The organism is Aquimarina sp. AD10 (genome assembly GCF_003443715.1).
Classification (GTDB): domain Bacteria; phylum Bacteroidota; class Bacteroidia; order Flavobacteriales; family Flavobacteriaceae; genus Aquimarina; species Aquimarina aggregata.
Window position 1 is genome coordinate 5,572,101 of record NZ_CP031965.1, and the last position, 19,730, is coordinate 5,591,830.

Here is a 19,730-nt window from a genome sequence, read left to right on the forward strand (position 1 = left end):
CAAATTTAGTTAGTTTTGCGCTAACAAAATTATATTTAACATAGTCACAATATTTGTGCCAAATAGTAGTTTATGAGTAAGAATTTAACAAAGCGGAGCGAAGATTATTCAAAATGGTATAATGAATTAGTCGTCAAAGCTGATTTAGCGGAGAATTCTGCAGTAAGAGGATGTATGGTTATAAAACCATATGGGTATGCTATCTGGGAAAAAATGCAGGCAGAATTAGATAGAAAATTTAAAGAAACAGGTCATCAAAATGCTTATTTTCCATTGTTTGTGCCTAAAAGTCTTTTTGAAGCTGAAGAAAAAAACGCAGAAGGTTTTGCAAAAGAATGTGCTGTTGTTACTCATTATAGATTAAAAACTGATCCAGAGGATGCTTCGAAATTAATTGTTGATCCAAATGCAAAGTTGGAAGAAGAGTTGATTGTTAGGCCTACGTCTGAAGCTATTATTTGGAATACATATAAAGGTTGGATACAATCCTATCGAGATTTACCCTTGTTAATTAATCAATGGGCAAATGTAGTGAGATGGGAGATGAGAACACGTCTTTTTCTTCGTACAGCAGAGTTTTTATGGCAAGAAGGGCATACTGCTCATTCAACCAGGAATGAGGCTATTGCCGAAACAGAGCAAATGAATAATGTATATGCTGATTTTGCTGAGAATTTTATGGCAATACCTGTTATTAAAGGAAGAAAAACAGAAAGTGAAAGATTTGCTGGTGCAGAGGATACATATTGTATTGAAGCTTTAATGCAAGATGGGAAAGCTCTTCAGGCGGGTACATCACATTTCTTGGGACAAAATTTTGCAAAAGCATTTGATGTTAAGTTTACTTCTAAGGAAGGGAAGCAGGATTATGTTTGGGCTACATCATGGGGAGTTTCTACTAGATTAATGGGAGCTTTGATTATGACTCATAGTGATGATAATGGATTGGTGTTACCTCCAAATTTGGCGCCTATTCAGGTTGTGATCGTTCCAATATATAAAGGAGAAGATCAATTAAATCAGATTTCTGAAGTAGCAAATGAATTAGTTGTTGATTTAAGGGCTAGAGGTATTTCTGTAAAATTTGATAATCGAGATACGCATAGACCGGGTGCTAAATTTGCTCAGTATGAATTGCAAGGTGTTCCTTTACGAGTAGCGATTGGTCCAAAAGATTTGGAGAAAGGAACTGTTGAGTTGGCTAGAAGAGATACCTTGAGTAAGCAATTTGTAGCTAAAGATCAGGTTGTCGAAACAATTGATTCTCTTTTAAAGGAGATTCAGGATAGTCTTCATAAAAAAGCTACTGATTTTAGAGATGATCACATTACAGAGGTAAATACTTTTGAAGAGTTTAAAGAAGTTTTAGAAAATAAAGGAGGTTTTATCTCTGCGCATTGGGATGGAACCGAGGAGACAGAGCAAAAGATAAAAGAGCTTACAAAGGCTACTATACGATGTATTCCTTTTGATGCAAAAGAAGAAAAAGGGAATTGTGTGTACACAGGAAACCCATCAGAAATACGTGTTTTGTTTGCTAAAGCGTACTAAGATTTAAAAAAAATAAAATAACACTTGCGGCATTAAAAAATAGTTGTATTTTTGCATCCGCAATTAGGCAAACAAGGCCCGTTCGTCTATCGGCTAGGACGCCAGGTTTTCATCCTGGTAAGAGGGGTTCGATTCCCCTACGGGCTACAAATATTGATAATTTATTGCAGGTTTATTGTGAAAATAATAAATTTGCATCCTTAAAAAGGAAAATGGCCCGTTCGTCTATCGGCTAGGACGCCAGGTTTTCATCCTGGTAAGAGGGGTTCGATTCCCCTACGGGCTACAATAGTATAGTAAGAAATTTAACAGAACAAAGAGATGGCAAATCATAAGTCAGCATTAAAGAGAATCAGAAGTAATGAGACTAGACGTCTTAGAAACAGATATCAGCATAAAACTACGCGTAATGCTATTAAGAAATTACGTGAGGCTGATAAGAAGGAGGCTGAGACTTTATTTCCTACAGTGATTTCTATGCTAGACAAGTTAGCAAAGAATAATGTAATTCATAAGAATAAAGCGGCTAACTTAAAGTCTCAATTAGCAAAGTACGTAGCTGCATTATAGTAGTATAAACGTTACTTCTTATAATATTATAAGCTTTTTCACAATGTGGAAAGGCTTTTTTTGTTCAAGATATTTTAAAATAACCAATATTATTTTTTGTCATGCAAAGTCTTGTTGATCTTATAAAACCCTACTTTAAAAAGCCGTGGTTCTTTAAACTGGCATTTAATGTTTCTCCGATGTATAGAAGGTCTGTAGGAAGGGTCATAAAAGTCTCAGAAGATTTGCATTCGGTTGAAATTAAAATACCTATAAATTATAAAAATAGAAACTACTCTGGAGCAATATTTGGTGGAAGTTTATTTTCTGCTACAGACCCTATTATGATGATTCAATTGATTCAAATTTTGGGAAATGATTTTGTGGTTTGGGATAAAGAAGCGTCGATAAGATATAAAATCCCTGTAAGAGAAAAGGTTTATGCTTTATTTGAGTTTACTCCAAACGAGATTAAAGAAATAAGGGATTTGGTTCTTGAGCGACAAGAAATAGATATTACTAAAAAGGTCTTTATAAAGAATAGGAAAGGAAAAATTTTTGCGGAGGTTACAAAAGTTTTATATGTTGCTGATCATGTATTTTATAAAGAGAAAATGAAAAAAAGAAAATTGAAGTCTTCTTGAGGTTTTATGTAATGGGCTATTGAGTGTGAAAAAACTATTTGTTTTTTTCTTCTATCCAACGAGACATATATTCTGTACTTCGCAAGGTGTGATATTGAAGCATATTACCTATAAAATTATATTTACGATGTACTTCTAGGGTATTGGCGATTGTTTTGAGTCGCTCATTATACTTTGATTCAAAACTTTCTTTTTGAAACCTCGTGTTTATAATCTCTATGCCATTCTGTTGAGATTGACTCCATAAGTGGTGGTCAGAGTATAGTCTAACTGCGGCTTTTGCAAAAGTAATTGGATCATCGGTAACAAAACCATTCCAGTCAGAATCTTCATGTAGCATACCTTCGGCACCTATTGTTGTGGTAATGCTGGGGGTACCGCAAAGCATAGCTTCTGCGAGTTTTCCTTTGATTCCTGCGCCGAACTGTAATGGAGCTAGACATACTCTTGCGTTTTTCATAACTTCAGGGGCATTGTGTGCTCGTCCTTTTATATAGAATCCATCTTGAGGGTTGTTTAGTTGTATTGCTTTAGCGGGAGGGTATGCGCCATAAATGTGCATTTCTGTATCTGGTAACTTTTGTTTAATCAAAGGCCAAATAGTTTCTTTTAGATAAAGCACGCTTTTCCAATTAGGTTCGTGTTTAAAATTCCCGATGGTAATAAAATGTTTTCTATACTCAAAACTTGGCCAATCATTTTTGGTGTTAGAATTAATTGGGTCTAATAAAAAGGGGAGGTAGTGTAGTAGTTGTTTATTGATGCCAAAAACTTCTTCTAAAAGTTTCATCTCAAAATCCGAAATAATAAGCGATAGGTCGCATCTGTATATACTGGCAATTTCTCTTTTGGTAATATCGTTATTAAAAAGTTCTTCTGTTTTGAAGGTTTTGTTCTTTTTTAAGGATTCTTGTCTTGATTTTCTTAAGCAATGTAAGTCTTCGGTGTTTAATATTTTTATCGAATTAGGAGCGTGTTTGGTTACTCTCCATCCAAATTGCTCCTCCATCATGAATCTATCAAACATGACTATAGCGGGCTGTAAGTCTTTTATAAAATGATCAAAACTTGAGGAATTAACACTAATAGAAGTTTTTGTGACCCCTATTTTTTCAAGGTTAATCATATGTTCGCTATCTGTAGCGGGACTGGCAAAAGTTACTTTATGGCCTTGTTTAAGGAACATATGTATAAGTTGTAACATGCGACTTCCTGCGGCAGAAGAGTTGGGTTCTGGCCATACAAAGCCAATGATTAGCACATGGTTCATTTTAATTTCAAATTAATAATCAAAAAAGCCTCAGTGTAACTGAGGCTCTGTATAATATGTAAGATTGCTTTTTTACAATTTAGCAAAAAGCGCTTCCATTTTTTCTTTTTCTTCTCTTGCAAGTTCTTGGTCTACTAAAATTCTACCACTATGCTCATCTGTAATGATTTTTTTTCGAGAAGCTATTTCCATTTGTACTTGAGGAGGAATTGTAAAGAATGAACCTCCAGATGCTCCACGCTCAATCGCAACAACAGCTAATCCATTTTTTACATTTTGTCTTATTCTGTTATAGGCACCAATTAGTCGCTCTTCGATATCTCTTTGGAAATCCTGAGATTTTGCAATTAATGCTTCTTCTTCTTTTTGAGTTTCGGCTAAAATTGCATCAAGCTCACCTTTCTTGTGTGAAAGATGTTCATTTCGTTCTCCTAATTTTCCTTTAGTTTGACTAATGATCTCATTCTTCTGAACGATTTGTGCCTTGTGCTCTTTAATGTGTTTTTCAGCTAATTGAATTTCTAATTCTTGAAATTCTACCTCTTTACTTAGTGAATTGTATTCACGGTTGTTACGCACATTCTTTTGTTGTTCTCCGTATTTTTTGATTAGCGCTTTAGCTTCTTCAATAAGATTCTTTTTACTCTTGATATTTTCATCAATAGTTTCAAGATCATTGTTTAGCTTTTCTAATCTTTTATTTAAGCCGGCTACTTCGTCTTCTAGATCTTCAACCTCTAAAGGTAATTCTCCACGTACGTTTCTGATCTCATCAACTCTAGAGTCAATTAATTGCAAATCGTATAATGCTCTTAATTTTTGCTCAACAGTAACTTCTTTCTTTGCCATATTTATAGGTATTGAATAGGATTGGTGTTTTTATCCGATAAAATGATGGCAAAATTACTGATTTTTTTTCTAAGATAACTAACAATTAGGTTTTTTGTGTATTGTTCGCTTTCATAATGGCCAATATCTGCAATTATAAGTTTGTTTTCGGCTTCATAAAATTGGTGGTATTTTAGATCTGCTGTAATAAAAATATCTGCGCCAGCGCGCTGTGCGTTTTTAATTGCAAAACTACCACTGCCCCCTAGAACCGCAACTTTTTTTATTGGTTTTCTTAATAATGCAGAGTGTTTTACGCAACCAGTTTTAAATACTTTTTTTAAGTGTTGTAAAAATTTCTCTTCTTCCATAGCATCAGGTAATTCTCCTATCATTCCTATGCCGATATTTTGATTTTGGTTTTCTAATGTTGTAATCTCATAGGCAACCTCTTCATAAGAGTGGTTTTTAAAAAGTGCCTTTAAAATTTTGTTTTGATTATGTTTAGCAAAGGTTACCTGTAATTGTGTTTCATTTTCATGATGTGTTTTGCCTATCTTACCTAATGTAGGATTTGCTTGTTCTAATGGTTTGAACGTTCCAGTACCTTCAGAAGAGAAACTACAATTACTGTAGTTCCCAATAGCTCCTGCTCCAGCTTCAAAGAGTTTACTACGTAAATTTTCTGCTTCTTTATTAGGAACATAGGTAACTAATTTCTTTATATTTCCATTTTGAGGAATTAGAATTTTTCGATTAACTAGTCCTAATTGTTGTGACATCATATCATTTACGCCAAGTAAAGCATTGTCAAGAGCTGTATGAATGGCAAAAATTGCAATATCATGTTTAATTGCCTTCATTACAACTCGTTCTACATAATTGTTGCCATTAAATTTTTTTATGCCTTTAAATATAATAGGATGAAAGCTAACTATTAGGTTGCATTTTTTTTCTATTGCCTCATCTACTATGGTTTCTAAAGTATCCAGAGTAACTAGAATTCCAGTGACTGTTGTTTGTGAATCTCCGACAAGTAATCCAACATTGTCAAAATCTTCTGCGTATGCACTTGGGGCTAAAGCTTCAAGGTGTTGTATGACCTCTTTTATTTGCATGATAGTATTCTTTTTGAGTAAAAAATGAATGTAAAAAAACTTTTCACAATAATCAAAGTTACGTTTTATACTTTTGTGTTGAATATTACTATTTAAAAAACTAGAAGCATTTGAATTTATTACGAAAAATACTTTTTCCGATTGTTCCCATATATTATGCTGTAACATGGTTGAGAAATGTGTTGTATGATTTTGGAATTAAAACATCAAAGAAGTATGATTTTCCTATTATTGCTGTAGGCAACCTTAGTGTTGGAGGCACTGGAAAATCACCTATGGTTGAGTATTTGATTGGGTTACTTAAAAACGAAATAAATGTTGGGACATTAAGTAGAGGTTATAAAAGAGAAACAAAAGGTTTTCAACTCGTGCAATCTTCTTCGACTGCGAGAGAAGTAGGAGATGAGCCTCTTCAATTTAAAACTAAATTTAAAAATGTTACAGTTGGTGTTGATGGAAATCGGCAGCGAGGAATTGCTAATTTAAGGTCCTTAAACCCTAAACCCGAAACTATTATTCTTGATGACGCCTATCAACATAGAAAAGTAAAGGCAGGCCTTTATATTTTGCTAACAGCTTATTATAACCTTTATACAAGTGATATTCTTTTACCTACTGGAGATTTAAGAGAACCAAGAAAAGGGGCGAGACGTGCAGATATAATTGTTGTTACCAAATGTCCAATAGGTATTTCTGATAAGGAGAAACAGGATATAGCTAGAAAACTTAATATCAAAGATGAACAATCTTTGTTTTTTAGTAGTATTTCTTATGGAAAGGATCTTATGTGTTCTTCGGATAGTAGGTCAATAGATTTGTTTAAAGAAAGTTCTTTTGCTCTTGTTACGGGTATTGCAACGCCTAAGCCATTATTAGATTACTACCATTCTTTGGGGTTGAAATTTGACCATATTAATTTTCCTGATCATCATAATTTTTCTGATAAAGAGCTTATAGAATTAGAAAAGAACAAATGTATAGTTACAACGGAAAAGGATTATACGAGACTTGCGTCTGAGCTTTCTATGAAAAATATATGGTATCAACCCATTGAAATGGAATTTTTGGCTGATAAGGAAGCTTTTGAAGACCTTATTTTAAAATATGTTAAGGAAGATATGTAAGTGTATTTATATGCATCTCTTTTTGTGCGTTTGCTAGGAGGGCATTTTCTACATTGTGGTTTGCTTTTTTATTAAGGCTTTATGAAGTTTAGTGAAAAACTCTTCAGTTTTATAAGGTTTTGGTATAATATCATTAAATCCGTTGTCATAAAATTCGTCCAAATTATCATCTAATGTAACCGCAGTAAGAGCAATAATAGGTATTTCTGTATTAAACTCTCTAATTTGTTTGGTGGCTTCGATACCACTTATTCCTGGCATATGAATATCCATTAAAATTAAATCAAAACTATTTTCTTTTACTTTGTGTACTGCTATATCTCCGTTATCTGCAACATCACATTTTACTTTGTTTTTTTCTAATATTTTTCTGGTAATAAGTTGATTAATCTTGTTGTCTTCTACGATTAATATGTTTTTATCTACTAATACATTATAGTCTATTTTTTTAGCTTCTTCTGTATAGTTAGAATTTTTGTTTTCGAAAATGTCAAATTTAAGACTGAATAAAAATTTAGAACCTTTTCCTAGTTCACTTTCTAATTTTATTTCGCTATCCATTAATGATAATAGATTTTTCACGATCGATAACCCTAATCCAGTACCTCCAAACTTTCTATTAATCTGAACTGAGCCTTGAGTGAAATTTTCGAAAATATTTTGTTGTTTTTTTTCTGAAATACCTACACCATTATCTTCTATTTCAAAACTTAAAAATACCTTAGTATCTATTTTGTTAATAGCCTTAACGCGTATCCAAATGTCTCCATTTTGGGTGAATTTTATAGAATTTCCAATAAGATTAATCAAGATTTGAGAGACTTTTAAAGGGTCTCCTTTTAATTTGGTAGGAATAGATTCGTCAAACTCATAGTGCAACTTATTATTTCTGTCTTTTGCAGATTTGCCTAATGCTATTAATACATCATTTATTCTTTTCTTTAAATTAAATGATGTGCTTTCTATTTCTACCTTATTTGCTTCCAACTTATTTAAATCCAGTATGTTGTTGATTAAAGATAATAAGTATTCTCCAGAAAATTTCAAAGAATTAAGGTGTTCTTTTTGATTAGGAGTTGGACTTTCTTCTAGTAAAAGGTGTGTTAACCCAGTTACAGCATATAATGGCGTTCTTAATTCGTGCGTTATGGTCGATAGAAACTGAATTTTAGCTTCACCTGCTCTTTCTGCATTTTCCTTGGCGAGAATAAGTTCGGTGTTTTTATTTTGTAATAGCTCATTTGCCCTAGCTCTTAGATTGTTATTCTTGTATAAAGAGAGTGTTAATAGTGATAAAATAGTTATTAATGCTATACTAAGAATAGTTGTGAGACGGCCTAGTTTAAGAGATTTTTGTTGTTGAATATTTTCTTCTGTTAATTCTTCGATAAGAACATTATTCTCATTCAGATTTAGTTTAGCTCCAGCTTCTTGTGCAATAATCTCTTTATTTGTATTAAATAAAGAATCTTTTATTTTTTCATGAGCTCTTAGATAGCTCAAAGAAGTTAAATAATCTCCCTTTTTTTCATAAATCCTACTGTACAGTTCGTTAGACTCAGATCGTATTTCAGAAAAGCTCTGTTTTATTCCGATTTGCATAGACGAGTCATTGGTTGCTTCTGCGTTATCAAGCTCACCAATAGCTAGTTGAGCTTTGGCCATATTTACATATAACTTGGCCTTAAGATACGCTAAATTGTAGGTTTTAATAATAGGAAGTCCTCCTTTAAAGTGTTTTATAGCTTCCTTTGGTTGATTTTGTGAAAGGGCTAGGAGTCCTTGATTTAATTTAATAGATCCTTCTAGTCCTTCTATATCTTTCTTTTTAGTAAGGGCTAGTGCCTTATCTAAAATTTCATTTGTCGTTTGGTATTTTTTAAGCTGTGTAGCGATAGATGCATAGATAGCGTACGAATGTGCAAGCATAATCTCATCATTATCTTCTGTTTGTATCTGAATTGCATCTAAGATTTGATCTTCCGCTTTTTCTAAATCCCTTAGTTCTCTGTAAAGTTTGGCAAGAACCATGTTTGTTTTTGCACGATAAGTACGATTTTGATTTTGGAGGGCAATTTCTTTAGCACGGATGATATTAGAAAGTGCAGGTTCTAGTTTTGCTTGATCAATAGATTGACTGGCCCTTATTAAATAATTGTCAATGGAGTCCTTTATCTGTTGGTTTTTTATAACACCTTGTTCTGTTTGAGAATAGGTAAAAAAACAACAAATGAATAAAACTATTGCTATAAATTGTTTAATTGGGGTTGGCATTTTTCCTTTAAAAATCTGAACTAAGATAGTTATTTCTTGGAAATGTTAATAATTAAATCAATTAATCTGTGACTATAACCTATTTCATTATCATACCAACCTATGATTTTTACCATGTTTCCAATTACCGAAGTCATTAGAGAATCAAAGACACATGAGTGACTGTTTCCAAGAATATCTACAGATACTATTGGATCTTGCGTATACGCTAAAATCCCTTTTAGATAGGTCTCGGAAGCTTTTTTGAATGCATCATTAACTTCTTCGATAGAAGTTTGTCTTTGGACATTAAAGGTGATGTCTGTTAAAGATCCGTTAGGTACGGGAACTCGTATGCCACATCCTCCAATTACATCACTTAAATCAGGGAAAATTTTTGTTAAAGCCTTAGCTGCTCCTGTTGTTGTAGGTACAATAGATTGGCTTGCAGCTCTAGCACGTCTTAAATCTCTATGCGGTTGATCGTGTAAACTTTGATCAGTAGTATAACTATGGATCGTTGTAATGTATGCCTGTTCAATACCGCATAAATCATTAATAATCTTAATCATTGGAGCAGCGTTATTTGTAGTACAAGACGCATTAGATACAATACGTTCTGTACCTTCTAGAACACCATCGTTTATTCCTAGAACGATAGTTTTTATACTATCCTCTGAAGGAGGAGCGGATAAAATAACCTTTTTTGCTCCTGCGATTAAATGTTTTTCAGAGAGTGCTAAAGTTTTAAAGAGTCCAGTAGCTTCAATGACGATATCGACATTATATTTAGCCCATTTGCAATGTGCAGGATCCTTTTCATTAGTTAAAGGGTAAGATTCACCATCAACAATAATATCATTTTTAGTATGAGATATTTCATTTGGTAATACCCCATGTATGCTATCGTATTTTAAGAGATGACTTAAGGTCTTTGTATCTGCAAGATCATTAATTGCTACAACTTTTATATTTGTATGATTAATTAATAATCTGAAAAGATTTCGTCCAATTCGTCCAAAACCATTAATGGCAATTCTAATGGGTGTATTCATTAAATCCTGAGTTATTTTTTGATCAGAGTTTTTACAATAAATGCTTTTGGGCTTTATAAGAAGATCGTACTAAAGCACCACTTTCAACATGTCTAAATCCCATTTCCAGACCTATCTCTTCATATTTTTTAAATTGATCGGGAGTAATAAATTGTTTTACAGGAAGATGTTTTTTACTTGGTTGGAGATATTGACCAATTGTCACTATATCTAAATTAACTTCTCTTAAATCTTTAAGTACCTGAATAACTTCATCTTCTGTTTCTCCAAGGCCAAGCATTATGCCACTTTTTGTTCGATTAATGCCTTGGTCTTTTAAGTATTTAAGTACCTCTAGGCTTTGTTCATACTTGGCTTGAATACGAACTTCTCTGGTTAATCTTTTTACAGTTTCCATGTTGTGGGAAACAACCTCTGGTTTTACTGCTATAATTCTATCGATATTCGTTTTCTTTCCTTGGAAATCAGGAATCAAAGTTTCTAAGGTTGTATTTGGGTTCATTCTACGTATTGCTTGAATGGTTTCTGCCCAAATAATTGAACCACCATCAGCTAGATCATCTCTATCAACCGATGTAACAACAGCGTGTTTTATATTCATAATCTTAATAGAACGTGCTACTTTTTCAGGTTCTTCCCAGTCAACAGTTTCAGGTCTTCCTGTTTTAACACCACAAAAACCGCAAGAACGGGTACAGATATTACCTAAAATCATGAAAGTAGCTGTTCCTTCGCTCCAACATTCACCCATATTAGGACAGCTTCCTGATGTACAAATCGTATGTAGATCATATTTGTCTACCAAGCCTCTTAACTCAGTATATTTTTTGCCTGTAGGTAGTTTTACTCTTAACCATTTTGGTTTCCCCTTAGGAGGGGCTGCAGCCGCAACATCATTATTCATTCTAACAATATTTTTAGCAAAAATACGAAGAAAGCTTAGATAACGGTAGTAATAAAGAAAAAGTTATGATTCGTTGAATGGCTTGATTCTATTTATAAAGTAGAATGTTTTGTTTTACTATTTTGATGTGTTAACAAGTTCCCTAACAATAAGTTAAAATTAAGTTAACATAAAATTTTTCTTTATTTTAAAAGTTATGTGAGTAAAAGAGAAAAAAATCATGCATGACGAATTGATAAGCCCCAAAAAACGACAAAATAGTAGAAAGCGTGTAGAAAAATGGTTGATAAGGAATCAACAATATATCAATATTACTGCGATAGAAAAAGAAATATCTGCGCCTAAAGGCTTGATTCAGAAGTTTGTTAAATATGATAAAAAGATTAATGACAAATGGATAGATCCTTTATTCGCGGTTATTAAGAATTTTACATCTTTTAATTTACGATCGTAAAAATTTTCAAAGATTAATTATTCACTAGCTGTCGTAATAATTTCAGACAATAATTTTTTGGCTCTTAGTAGTTTGACTTTTATATTATTTATTGGTTCGTTTAGGTGGTCTGCTATTTCTTTATAGCTTAATTCTTGAAAATAACGCAAATTGATAACTTCCTGATAGGGAAGTTTTAATTGCTTTATATATAATAACAATTGTGCAAGATTTTGTTCTGTAATTAGTTTATCCTCTGGTGTAGGATTATCATCTACTATTTTATATACTGAATCGTCAACGTTAAGCGTTGTTTTTGATCGTATAGATGCATTTTTTTTTCTTAGAAGATCAATATGGATGTTCTTAGAGATTTGGATTAACCAAGTCTTAAAATTGTATTCTTCTTTAAAAGTATCAATCTTATCAAAAGCTTTAGAAAAACTTTGTATAGTTATATCTTCAGCTTCATATTCATCTTCTGTTCTTTTGAGTTGGAAATTATAAACATCATTCCAAAAAGTATGCAAAAGATAATTAAAGGACGTTTGTTTTCCATCTTTAGCTTTACTAATATGTTCTTCTAATAAAATGGAATTCTCTTTTTTCAATGAATTGTTTTTGGATACGATACAGAGAGGTGACTTACTTAGAATGTTCTGTTTCATTACAATTAGAAAACTGATCTGGAGTTTTTCCGCATAAAGAACAAGATTCACCATCTTTATTAAGAAAAGGGCTTTGACTAGCACAAGTACCTGCAAATTCACCTCCTTTTTTAGCCCAAAGTTTAATTGCAATTCCTGCAAAAGCCAAAAGTAAAAGACCGATAGTAAGTAAAATAAGTTTCATTTGTAAACTATAAAAAATTAATAATTCAAAAAATTATTGCGAAATGTCTCAAAAATGAAACAATATATCTTAAACAATTTTAGTGCAAAGATACAAAGAATGTGAAGTTACAGTAGTTTTAAAGGAAAAATTAAGTTTTTTATAAGTTCTTATGATTGCTAGTTTAAAGAAATGTTAAGAATCAAGATTATAGTATATTCACTTCGGTTTCGAGCTTAATATTAAATTTATCGAGTACTTCTTTTTTAATATTTAACGATACTTCTAATATTTCTTTACCAGTTGCATTGTTGTAGTTTACTAAAACTAGGGCTTGTTTTTCATGTACTCCAGCGTCTCCCCAACGTTTTCCTTTAAAACCACATTGTTCAATGAGCCAACCTGCAGGTATCTTAATTGATTCTTCGTTTATCTTGTATGAAGGAATTGTAGGGTATAGGTTTTTTAATTGTAAGTATTGAGTTGAAGAAATAACAGGGTTTTTAAAAAAACTACCACTGTTTCCTATTTTTACCGGATCAGGTAGTTTACTTTTTCGAATTTCTATAACCGCTTCAGAAACATCTTTTATAGTAGGTTTGATGATTTTTTTTGTTGCTAATGCAGTTTCTATTGCTCCGTAATTAGTATTTAAAATATGATTTTTTTTTGTTAGTTTAAAAGTTACTTTGGTGATAATGTATCTACCTTTTACCTCATTTTTAAAAATCGAATTACGATATTCAAATTTACATTCTTTAGCAGTAAATGTACATGAATGTCCAGTAGAAATCTCGACAGCTTCACAACTCACAAAAGTATCCTTAAGTTCTACCCCATAAGCTCCAATATTTTGAATTGGTGCGCTACCGACATAACCAGGAATTAAGGATAAATTTTCTAGTCCACCATAATTTTTAGAAATACAATATTGAACAAATTCATGCCAGTTTTCACCTGCGTTTGCCGTAACGATCACAGAATCTTCTGATTCTTTTTCAACTTTAATGCCTTTAATGGCTATGTGTAATACTAAAGCGTCTAAATTTTTAGTCAATAGCATATTACTACCACCACTAAGAATAAATATTGGTTTTTTAGTTTCTTTTAATAGGATTGTTTTAAGCTCAGTTTCTGATGTAATTTCTAAAAACTCAGCGGCAGTAACATCAATGCCAAAGGTGTTATATTCTCGTAAAGATTTATGGTATGCGATTTTCATTAATCGTTATATTTTTCTAGCGCTAATTTAACTATGTTAATTGCTTTTTTTAAGTCTCTACGATTAAGTACATAAGCAATTCTTACTTGGTTGATACCTTTGTCTGGGCTTGAATAAAATCCTGAGGCCGGTGCTAACATGACAGTTTCGTTATTTACAACAAATTTATCTAAAATCCATTCGGCAAAATGATCTGCATTTTTTATTGGTAACTCAGCAATACAATAAAAAGCGCCTTTTGGCAGCGAAACTTTAACTCCAGGAATTTCTTTAAGTCCTGCGACTAGTGTATCTCTTCTTGCTTTATATTTTGCTACAGTTTCAATATAGTATGACTCTGGAGCTTCTAATGCTGCTTCACTCGCAATTTGTGCGAGTGTAGGAGGACTTAACCTTGCTTGAGCAAATTTCATTGCTGTCTGCATTACACTCTTGTTTTTGCTAACTAAACACCCTATTCGTGCGCCACACATACTGTATCGTTTAGAGACAGAATCAACAACGATTGCATGTTCATTTAGTTCAGTTTCTTGTAGAATCGAATAGTGTTCTGATCCATCATAAACAAATTCCCTATATACTTCATCAGAAATCAAAAACAAGTCGTATTTGATTGCCAAGTTTGCCAACTGTTTTATTTCATCCTTGCTATATAAGTACCCTGTTGGATTTCCAGGGTTACATATTAAAATAGCTTTGGTTTTTGGAGTAATAAGTTTTTCAAACTCATTTATAGATGGTAGTGCAAAGCCATTTTCAATTTTTGAAACAACAGGAACTACTTTTACAGTAGATTGAGTTGAAAAACTATAGTAATTAGCATAAAAAGGTTCGGGGACGATAATTTCATCTCCCGGATCAGTTATACTTCCCATTGTGAAAATAAGTGCTTCGCTACCTCCTGTGGTAACTAAAATATCATCAGATGAGATCGTAATATCATGTTTGGCGTAGTAGCTTGATAATTTTTCTCTAAAACTTTCAAAACCGGCAGAGTGACTATATCCAATAACATCCAAAGTATTGTTTTTGACTGCATTTATAGCCTCTATAGGGGTTTTAATATCGGGTTGACCGATATTAAGACGGTATATGTGTTTACCGTCTTTTTCTGCTTTTTCTGCAAAGGGAACCAATTTACGAATTGGAGACTCGGGCATTGCATTACCTTTGCTTGATACTACTGGCATCTCATTTAATTTAAAAAAGTAAATAGCGGTAAATTTCTTAATTATTTTAAGAAATTGATGTATAATTTGAATGATTTTTCAACTATTTGCATATATTTAGTGTAATGAAGATTTTAGTATTAGATTTTTATCATTTTCTTAAAAGTAAGGTTTTAATAGTATTGTTAATTTTTAATCTTACGCTTTCGGCCCAAACAAATTTTAGACTACCTAATGGAGTAAGTAGTGATAAGATTAGATTTGAGCTCGCAAATAACCTTATTATAATCCCTGTTTTTATTAATGGTATTGAACTTTCTTTCATTCTGGATACAGGTGTAGGATCTACCATAATTTTTAGTGTTGATAATAAAAGTTCTCTTGAGCTTAAAAATGCATCAAAAATTTATTTGAGAGGATTAGGCAATGGAGAACCTGTAGAAGCAATTAAATCTCTGAATAATCAATTAAGTATAGGAAAAGCAAATAGTGGCAACCACAAAGTTTACCTGATTTTTGACGAATCGATTAATTTTTCTCCACGAATGGGGTTTCCGGTTCATGGAATTATTGGGTATGATTTTTTTAAGGATTTTGTGGTCGATATCAACTATTCAAAAAAGTATATCAAACTTAGTGATCCTAAGACTTATAAATATAAAAAATGTAAAAAGTGTTATGAAACAAATATAGATTTTGGCAATCAGAAAAAAAGACCAGTAATAACTGCTAAGTATTTATCAAAAACAAAAGGCTTAATAGATGTAAGATTACTTTTAGATTCGGGATCAGGTTCGTCTTTATGGTTATTCGAAAACGAAGAGAAAGGTATTTCTATACCAGATAATACATTTAGGGATTTTTTAGGCAAAGGGTTTAATGGAGATATTTATGGAGAAAAGACCAAAATTGATGAATTCAAAATAGGCGATTTTGAGATGAAAAATGTTACAACTTCATTTCCTGATTCAATATATATACAAGGAATATCATTACAAAAACGACAAGGTTCATTAGGAGGTAACGTTTTGAGAAAATTTAACCTTATTGTGGATTATCCTCATGAGAAAATATCTTTTAAAAAGAATAAAGATTTTGATAAACCTTTTTATTACAATATGAGTGGACTTTCAATTCAACATGTTGGTTTTACGGTATCTGCAAAAAATTATGACTATGAAGAAAAGAAAACTCAGGCGTATTTAGGGTTAAATGAAGTTGTAACCAAGAAAACATATCAATTGGCAAATAACTTTCTTTTAATTCCAAAATATGAGATTTCTGATATTAGGGATAACTCACCAGCAGATGACATTGGATTGCAAAAAGGAGATATTATTCTAAAAGTTAATGGGCGAGAGGCTTATAAGTTCAAATTATCAGAAATTAACAACTTATTTTATTCAGAAGAAGGAAAAAAAATAAAGATGACTGTGTTGCGGCTTGGCGTAAAACTGAATTACGAGTTTTATCTTAAGAAGGTTATCTAATATGAAAAAGGTTTTACTCACATAAGAGTAAAACCTTTTTCATATTAGTATGTAAATTTTATTAGTTCTTTTTTTCTAAAACACTTTGTTGATCTAGAACAGTACCTTTAATTTTTATAGACATTGTAGCCTCTTCTGCATTAGAATAAACAGAGATAGTCTTACGTATAGGTCCTACTCTTTTTGTGTCATACTTTACTTCAATCACTCCATTTTCTCCTGGTGCAATTGGTCCTTCTGGTTTTTTAGGAATTGTACATCCGCAACTAGAGTATACTCTTGAGATAATTAAAGGTGCATTTCCTGTATTTGTAAATTCAAATTTACGAACACCATCACTACCTTTGGCTATCTCACCATAATCAACAACTTCATTTTTAAATTCTATTTTAGGCTTCTCCTGAGCATTTACAGATACTGCAAGGAAACCAATAAATAAAATCATGATCACTTTTTTCATAATGTAGGTTTTTATTAATCGTAAAAGTACTTACTTTTTATCCAACTTCAAAATTGTAAAAGACTTTCAAGTTGTCGTATTTAATAATTACTTTTGCATTTTAAAATTCAAAAATTAGACCAAAGTATGGCAATAGCTGCAAAATACGATGCAAAATCAGTAGAAGAGAAGTGGTATAAGTACTGGCTTCAACATAATTATTTTCATTCTGAAGTAGATGATCGAGAAGCATATACTATTGTCATTCCGCCTCCAAATGTAACAGGTGTCTTACATATGGGGCACATGCTTAATAATACAATACAAGACGTATTAATACGTAGAGCTCGTTTGAAAGGGTATAATGCCTGTTGGGTACCTGGTACAGATCATGCGTCTATTGCGACAGAGGCTAAGGTTGTTGCAAAACTTAAAGAAGACGGTATTAATAAGAATGATCTTACGCGTGAAGAGTTTTTAGAACATGCATGGGAGTGGACACATAAGCACGGAGGGATAATTCTCGAACAACTTAAGAAATTAGGTGCATCTTGTGATTGGGAGCGTACAGCCTTTACCATGGATGACAATTTGTCTGCTTCTGTAATTAAAGTTTTTGTTGATTTGTATAATAAAGGACTTATTTACAGAGGATATCGTATGGTAAATTGGGATCCTGAAGCAAAAACAACCTTGTCTGATGAAGAAGTGATTTATGAAGAAAAACAAGGGAACTTGTACTATTTAAAGTATAAAATTGAAGGCAGTGAAGATACACTAACCATCGCTACCACACGCCCTGAGACGATTATGGGTGATACCGCTATTTGTATTAATCCTAATGATGAAAGATTTACACATCTTAAAGGGAAAAAAGCTATAGTACCTATTGCAAATCGCATTATTCCAATTATTGAAGATGAATATGTAGATATGGAGTTTGGTACCGGGTGTCTAAAAGTAACTCCTGCCCATGACCAAAATGATAAGGTTTTAGGGGATAAGCATAATTTAGAGGTGATTGATATTTTTAATGATGATGCTAGTCTTAATTCATTTGGATTGCACTATGAAGGAAAAGATCGATTCGTGGTTCGAAAAGAAATTGTAAAAGAATTAGAATCTATAGGAGTTTTAGAAAAAACTGAAACTCATCTAAATAAAGTAGGTACAAGTGAACGTACTAAGGCTGTGATAGAACCAAAGTTAAGTGATCAGTGGTTCTTAAAGATGAAAGACTTAGCACAACCAGCTTTGGATTCTGTTTTAAATAAGGATGTGAATCTTGTGCCCGAAAAATTCATCAATACCTATCGCTATTGGATGGAAAACGTTAGAGATTGGAATATCTCTCGTCAGTTATGGTGGGGACATCAAATTCCTGCATATTTCTATGGTGATGGGAAAGAAGATTTTGTGGTTGCCGAGAGTGCTGAGGAAGCTTTATCACTAGCTCAAGAAAAAACAGGAAATAAGGCGCTTCTAGCTACAGATTTAACACAAGATCCGGATGCACTAGATACTTGGTTTTCTTCTTGGTTATGGCCTATGAGTGTGTTTAATGGTATTTTGGAGCCAGATAATAAAGAAATTAATTATTATTACCCTACAAATGATTTAGTTACAGCTCCAGAAATTCTTTTCTTTTGGGTTGCGCGTATGATCATTGCAGGATATGAATATAGAGGTGAAAAACCATTTACCAATGTGTACCTTACAGGGATAGTTAGGGATAAGCAACGACGTAAGATGTCTAAATCCTTAGGTAACTCACCAGACCCTTTAGATTTAATAGAGCAGTATGGTGCTGATGGTATTAGAGTAGGGATGTTGTTAAGCTCACCAGCAGGAAATGATTTAATGTTTGATGAAGATCTTTGTAAGCAAGGAAGTGGTTTTGTAAATAAGATATTTAATGCTTCTAAACTTATTTTTGGCTGGGAAGTAGATGATGCTATCGAGCAACCAAAAGCCTCTGCTGTGGCTATAGATTGGTATACTTCAAAGTTTCAGAAAGCACTGGTTGAGTTAGAAAATAATTATAACAAATATCGTATTAGTGATGCTTTAATGACTACCTATAAATTAATATGGGATGATTTCTGTGGTTGGTTGTTAGAGATGATTAAACCTGCTTATCAGAGTCCGATTGATGCAAAGACCTATAAAGAGGTGATCGCTATTTTAGAGGATAACTTAAAGATACTTCATCCTTTTGTTCCTTTTATATCCGAAGAAATTTGGCAACAAATTACTGATAGAACACCAGAACAAGCATTAATTATCGAAAGTTGGCCAAAAAGTAAAACTATTGATGAAAAATTAACTCAGGAATTTGAGATTGCAGCTGAAGTAATTTCTGGGATTAGAACGATACGTAAAGAAAAAAATATTGCTTTTAAGGATGCAATTACACTTTCTGTATTAAATAACGAAAAAAGTAATACCACTTTTGATAGTGTGATTAGTAAATTAGGAAACCTGTCTGCTTTAGCATATGTTGAGGATAAAGTTGAAGGGGCATTATCTTTTAGAGTAAAATCAAATGAATACTTTATTCCTGTATCTGGAGCAATAAATATTGAAGAAGAGGTTAAAAAACTGTCAGAAGAGTTAGCTTATACAGAAGGTTTCTTAAAATCTGTACAGAAAAAATTACAGAATGAGAGATTTGTGAATAACGCACCAGATAAAGTTATTGCAATCGAAAGAAAGAAAGAAGCTGATGCAGAAGCTAAAATAGTAACATTAAAATCTAGTTTAGCAGGACTAAAAGGTTAATTTAAGAGTAAATATTTATAATACTAAGAATTAAAAAAAAGCTTTGATTAAACTCAAGGCTTTTTTTGT

18 protein-coding genes and 2 tRNA genes are annotated in these 19,730 nt (G+C 32.4%); 9 read left to right on the forward strand and 11 right to left on the reverse strand.

The window, feature by feature from the left end:
* Positions 1-72 precede the first annotated feature (72 nt).
* The 5 genes from proS to D1816_RS23205 all read left to right on the forward strand — a co-directional run bounded on the left by proS (position 73) and on the right by D1816_RS23205 (position 2,744).
* Positions 73-1,551: a proline--tRNA ligase gene (proS, locus tag D1816_RS23185; RefSeq protein ID WP_118505898.1), complete on the forward strand. Its 1,479-nt coding sequence runs from the start codon at positions 73-75 to the stop codon at positions 1,549-1,551.
* 75 nt (positions 1,552-1,626) lie between these two features.
* A tRNA-Glu gene (locus D1816_RS23190) sits at positions 1,627-1,698 on the forward strand.
* A gap of 67 nt (positions 1,699-1,765) precedes the next feature.
* A tRNA-Glu gene (locus tag D1816_RS23195) sits at positions 1,766-1,837 on the forward strand.
* Positions 1,838-1,872: 35 nt separating this feature from the next.
* Positions 1,873-2,121: a 30S ribosomal protein S20 gene (gene rpsT / locus D1816_RS23200; RefSeq protein WP_066314154.1), complete on the forward strand. Its 249-nt coding sequence runs from the start codon at positions 1,873-1,875 to the stop codon at positions 2,119-2,121.
* Positions 2,122-2,222: 101 nt separating this feature from the next.
* Positions 2,223-2,744: a DUF4442 domain-containing protein gene (locus D1816_RS23205; protein WP_118505899.1), complete on the forward strand. Its 522-nt coding sequence runs from the start codon at positions 2,223-2,225 to the stop codon at positions 2,742-2,744.
* A gap of 34 nt (positions 2,745-2,778) precedes the next feature.
* On the opposite strand, the gene D1816_RS23210 is transcribed toward D1816_RS23205, so the two are convergent.
* From D1816_RS23210 to D1816_RS23220, 3 genes are all read right to left on the reverse strand, one after another.
* The gene (locus D1816_RS23210; RefSeq protein ID WP_118505900.1) at positions 2,779-4,014 is read right to left on the reverse strand and encodes a glycosyltransferase; all 1,236 of its coding nucleotides are present in this window, start codon (positions 4,012-4,014) and stop codon (positions 2,779-2,781) included.
* Positions 4,015-4,086: 72 nt separating this feature from the next.
* The gene (locus D1816_RS23215) at positions 4,087-4,863 is read right to left on the reverse strand and encodes a zinc ribbon domain-containing protein (RefSeq protein WP_066314150.1); all 777 of its coding nucleotides are present in this window, start codon (positions 4,861-4,863) and stop codon (positions 4,087-4,089) included.
* 2 nt (positions 4,864-4,865) lie between these two features.
* Complete coding sequence (locus D1816_RS23220; protein ID WP_118506323.1) at positions 4,866-5,960, reverse strand: Nif3-like dinuclear metal center hexameric protein; 1,095 nt, start codon at positions 5,958-5,960, stop codon at positions 4,866-4,868.
* Between the two features lie 110 nt (positions 5,961-6,070).
* Between D1816_RS23220 and lpxK the strand changes: the two genes are divergently transcribed.
* On the forward strand, positions 6,071-7,084 hold the full coding sequence (gene lpxK / locus D1816_RS23225; RefSeq protein ID WP_118505901.1) for a tetraacyldisaccharide 4'-kinase: 1,014 nt from the start codon (positions 6,071-6,073) through the stop codon (positions 7,082-7,084).
* A gap of 48 nt (positions 7,085-7,132) precedes the next feature.
* On the opposite strand, the gene D1816_RS23230 is transcribed toward lpxK, so the two are convergent.
* The 3 genes from D1816_RS23230 to lipA are packed head-to-tail and all read right to left on the reverse strand — an operon-like array spanning position 7,133 to position 11,296.
* On the reverse strand, positions 7,133-9,358 hold the full coding sequence (locus D1816_RS23230; protein ID WP_158597743.1) for a response regulator: 2,226 nt from the start codon (positions 9,356-9,358) through the stop codon (positions 7,133-7,135).
* Positions 9,359-9,387: 29 nt separating this feature from the next.
* A complete protein-coding gene (gap, locus tag D1816_RS23235) occupies positions 9,388-10,392 on the reverse strand; it encodes a type I glyceraldehyde-3-phosphate dehydrogenase (protein WP_066314142.1) in 1,005 nt (334 codons plus the stop codon).
* Positions 10,393-10,423: 31 nt separating this feature from the next.
* The gene (gene lipA / locus D1816_RS23240) at positions 10,424-11,296 is read right to left on the reverse strand and encodes a lipoyl synthase (protein WP_066314141.1); all 873 of its coding nucleotides are present in this window, start codon (positions 11,294-11,296) and stop codon (positions 10,424-10,426) included.
* 220 nt (positions 11,297-11,516) lie between these two features.
* On the opposite strand from lipA, the gene D1816_RS23245 reads away from it, so the two are divergent.
* On the forward strand, positions 11,517-11,750 hold the full coding sequence (locus D1816_RS23245; protein ID WP_066314140.1) for a hypothetical protein: 234 nt from the start codon (positions 11,517-11,519) through the stop codon (positions 11,748-11,750).
* A 17-nt stretch (positions 11,751-11,767) separates the two neighbouring features.
* Here D1816_RS23245 and D1816_RS23250 read toward each other — a convergent pair whose 3' ends face one another.
* From D1816_RS23250 to D1816_RS23265, 4 genes are all read right to left on the reverse strand, one after another.
* Positions 11,768-12,340 (reverse strand): RNA polymerase sigma factor, encoded by a 573-nt coding sequence (locus D1816_RS23250; RefSeq protein WP_232517384.1) that lies wholly within the window; start codon positions 12,338-12,340, stop codon positions 11,768-11,770.
* Positions 12,341-12,374: 34 nt separating this feature from the next.
* Positions 12,375-12,581 (reverse strand): membrane or secreted protein, encoded by a 207-nt coding sequence (locus D1816_RS23255; RefSeq protein ID WP_066314135.1) that lies wholly within the window; start codon positions 12,579-12,581, stop codon positions 12,375-12,377.
* A 187-nt stretch (positions 12,582-12,768) separates the two neighbouring features.
* A complete protein-coding gene (gene murB / locus D1816_RS23260) occupies positions 12,769-13,782 on the reverse strand; it encodes a UDP-N-acetylmuramate dehydrogenase (protein WP_118505902.1) in 1,014 nt (337 codons plus the stop codon).
* Complete coding sequence (locus D1816_RS23265) at positions 13,782-14,972, reverse strand: pyridoxal phosphate-dependent aminotransferase (RefSeq protein WP_066314132.1); 1,191 nt, start codon at positions 14,970-14,972, stop codon at positions 13,782-13,784. The genes murB and D1816_RS23265 overlap by 1 nt, the downstream gene beginning before the upstream one ends.
* A gap of 104 nt (positions 14,973-15,076) precedes the next feature.
* On the opposite strand from D1816_RS23265, the gene D1816_RS23270 reads away from it, so the two are divergent.
* Positions 15,077-16,441: a pepsin/retropepsin-like aspartic protease family protein gene (locus D1816_RS23270; protein WP_066314130.1), complete on the forward strand. Its 1,365-nt coding sequence runs from the start codon at positions 15,077-15,079 to the stop codon at positions 16,439-16,441.
* Between the two features lie 61 nt (positions 16,442-16,502).
* On the opposite strand, the gene D1816_RS23275 is transcribed toward D1816_RS23270, so the two are convergent.
* On the reverse strand, positions 16,503-16,901 hold the full coding sequence (locus tag D1816_RS23275; protein ID WP_118505903.1) for a DUF1573 domain-containing protein: 399 nt from the start codon (positions 16,899-16,901) through the stop codon (positions 16,503-16,505).
* Positions 16,902-17,027: 126 nt separating this feature from the next.
* On the opposite strand from D1816_RS23275, the gene D1816_RS23280 reads away from it, so the two are divergent.
* On the forward strand, positions 17,028-19,661 hold the full coding sequence (locus D1816_RS23280) for a valine--tRNA ligase (RefSeq protein ID WP_118505904.1): 2,634 nt from the start codon (positions 17,028-17,030) through the stop codon (positions 19,659-19,661).
* Positions 19,662-19,730 lie beyond the last annotated feature (69 nt).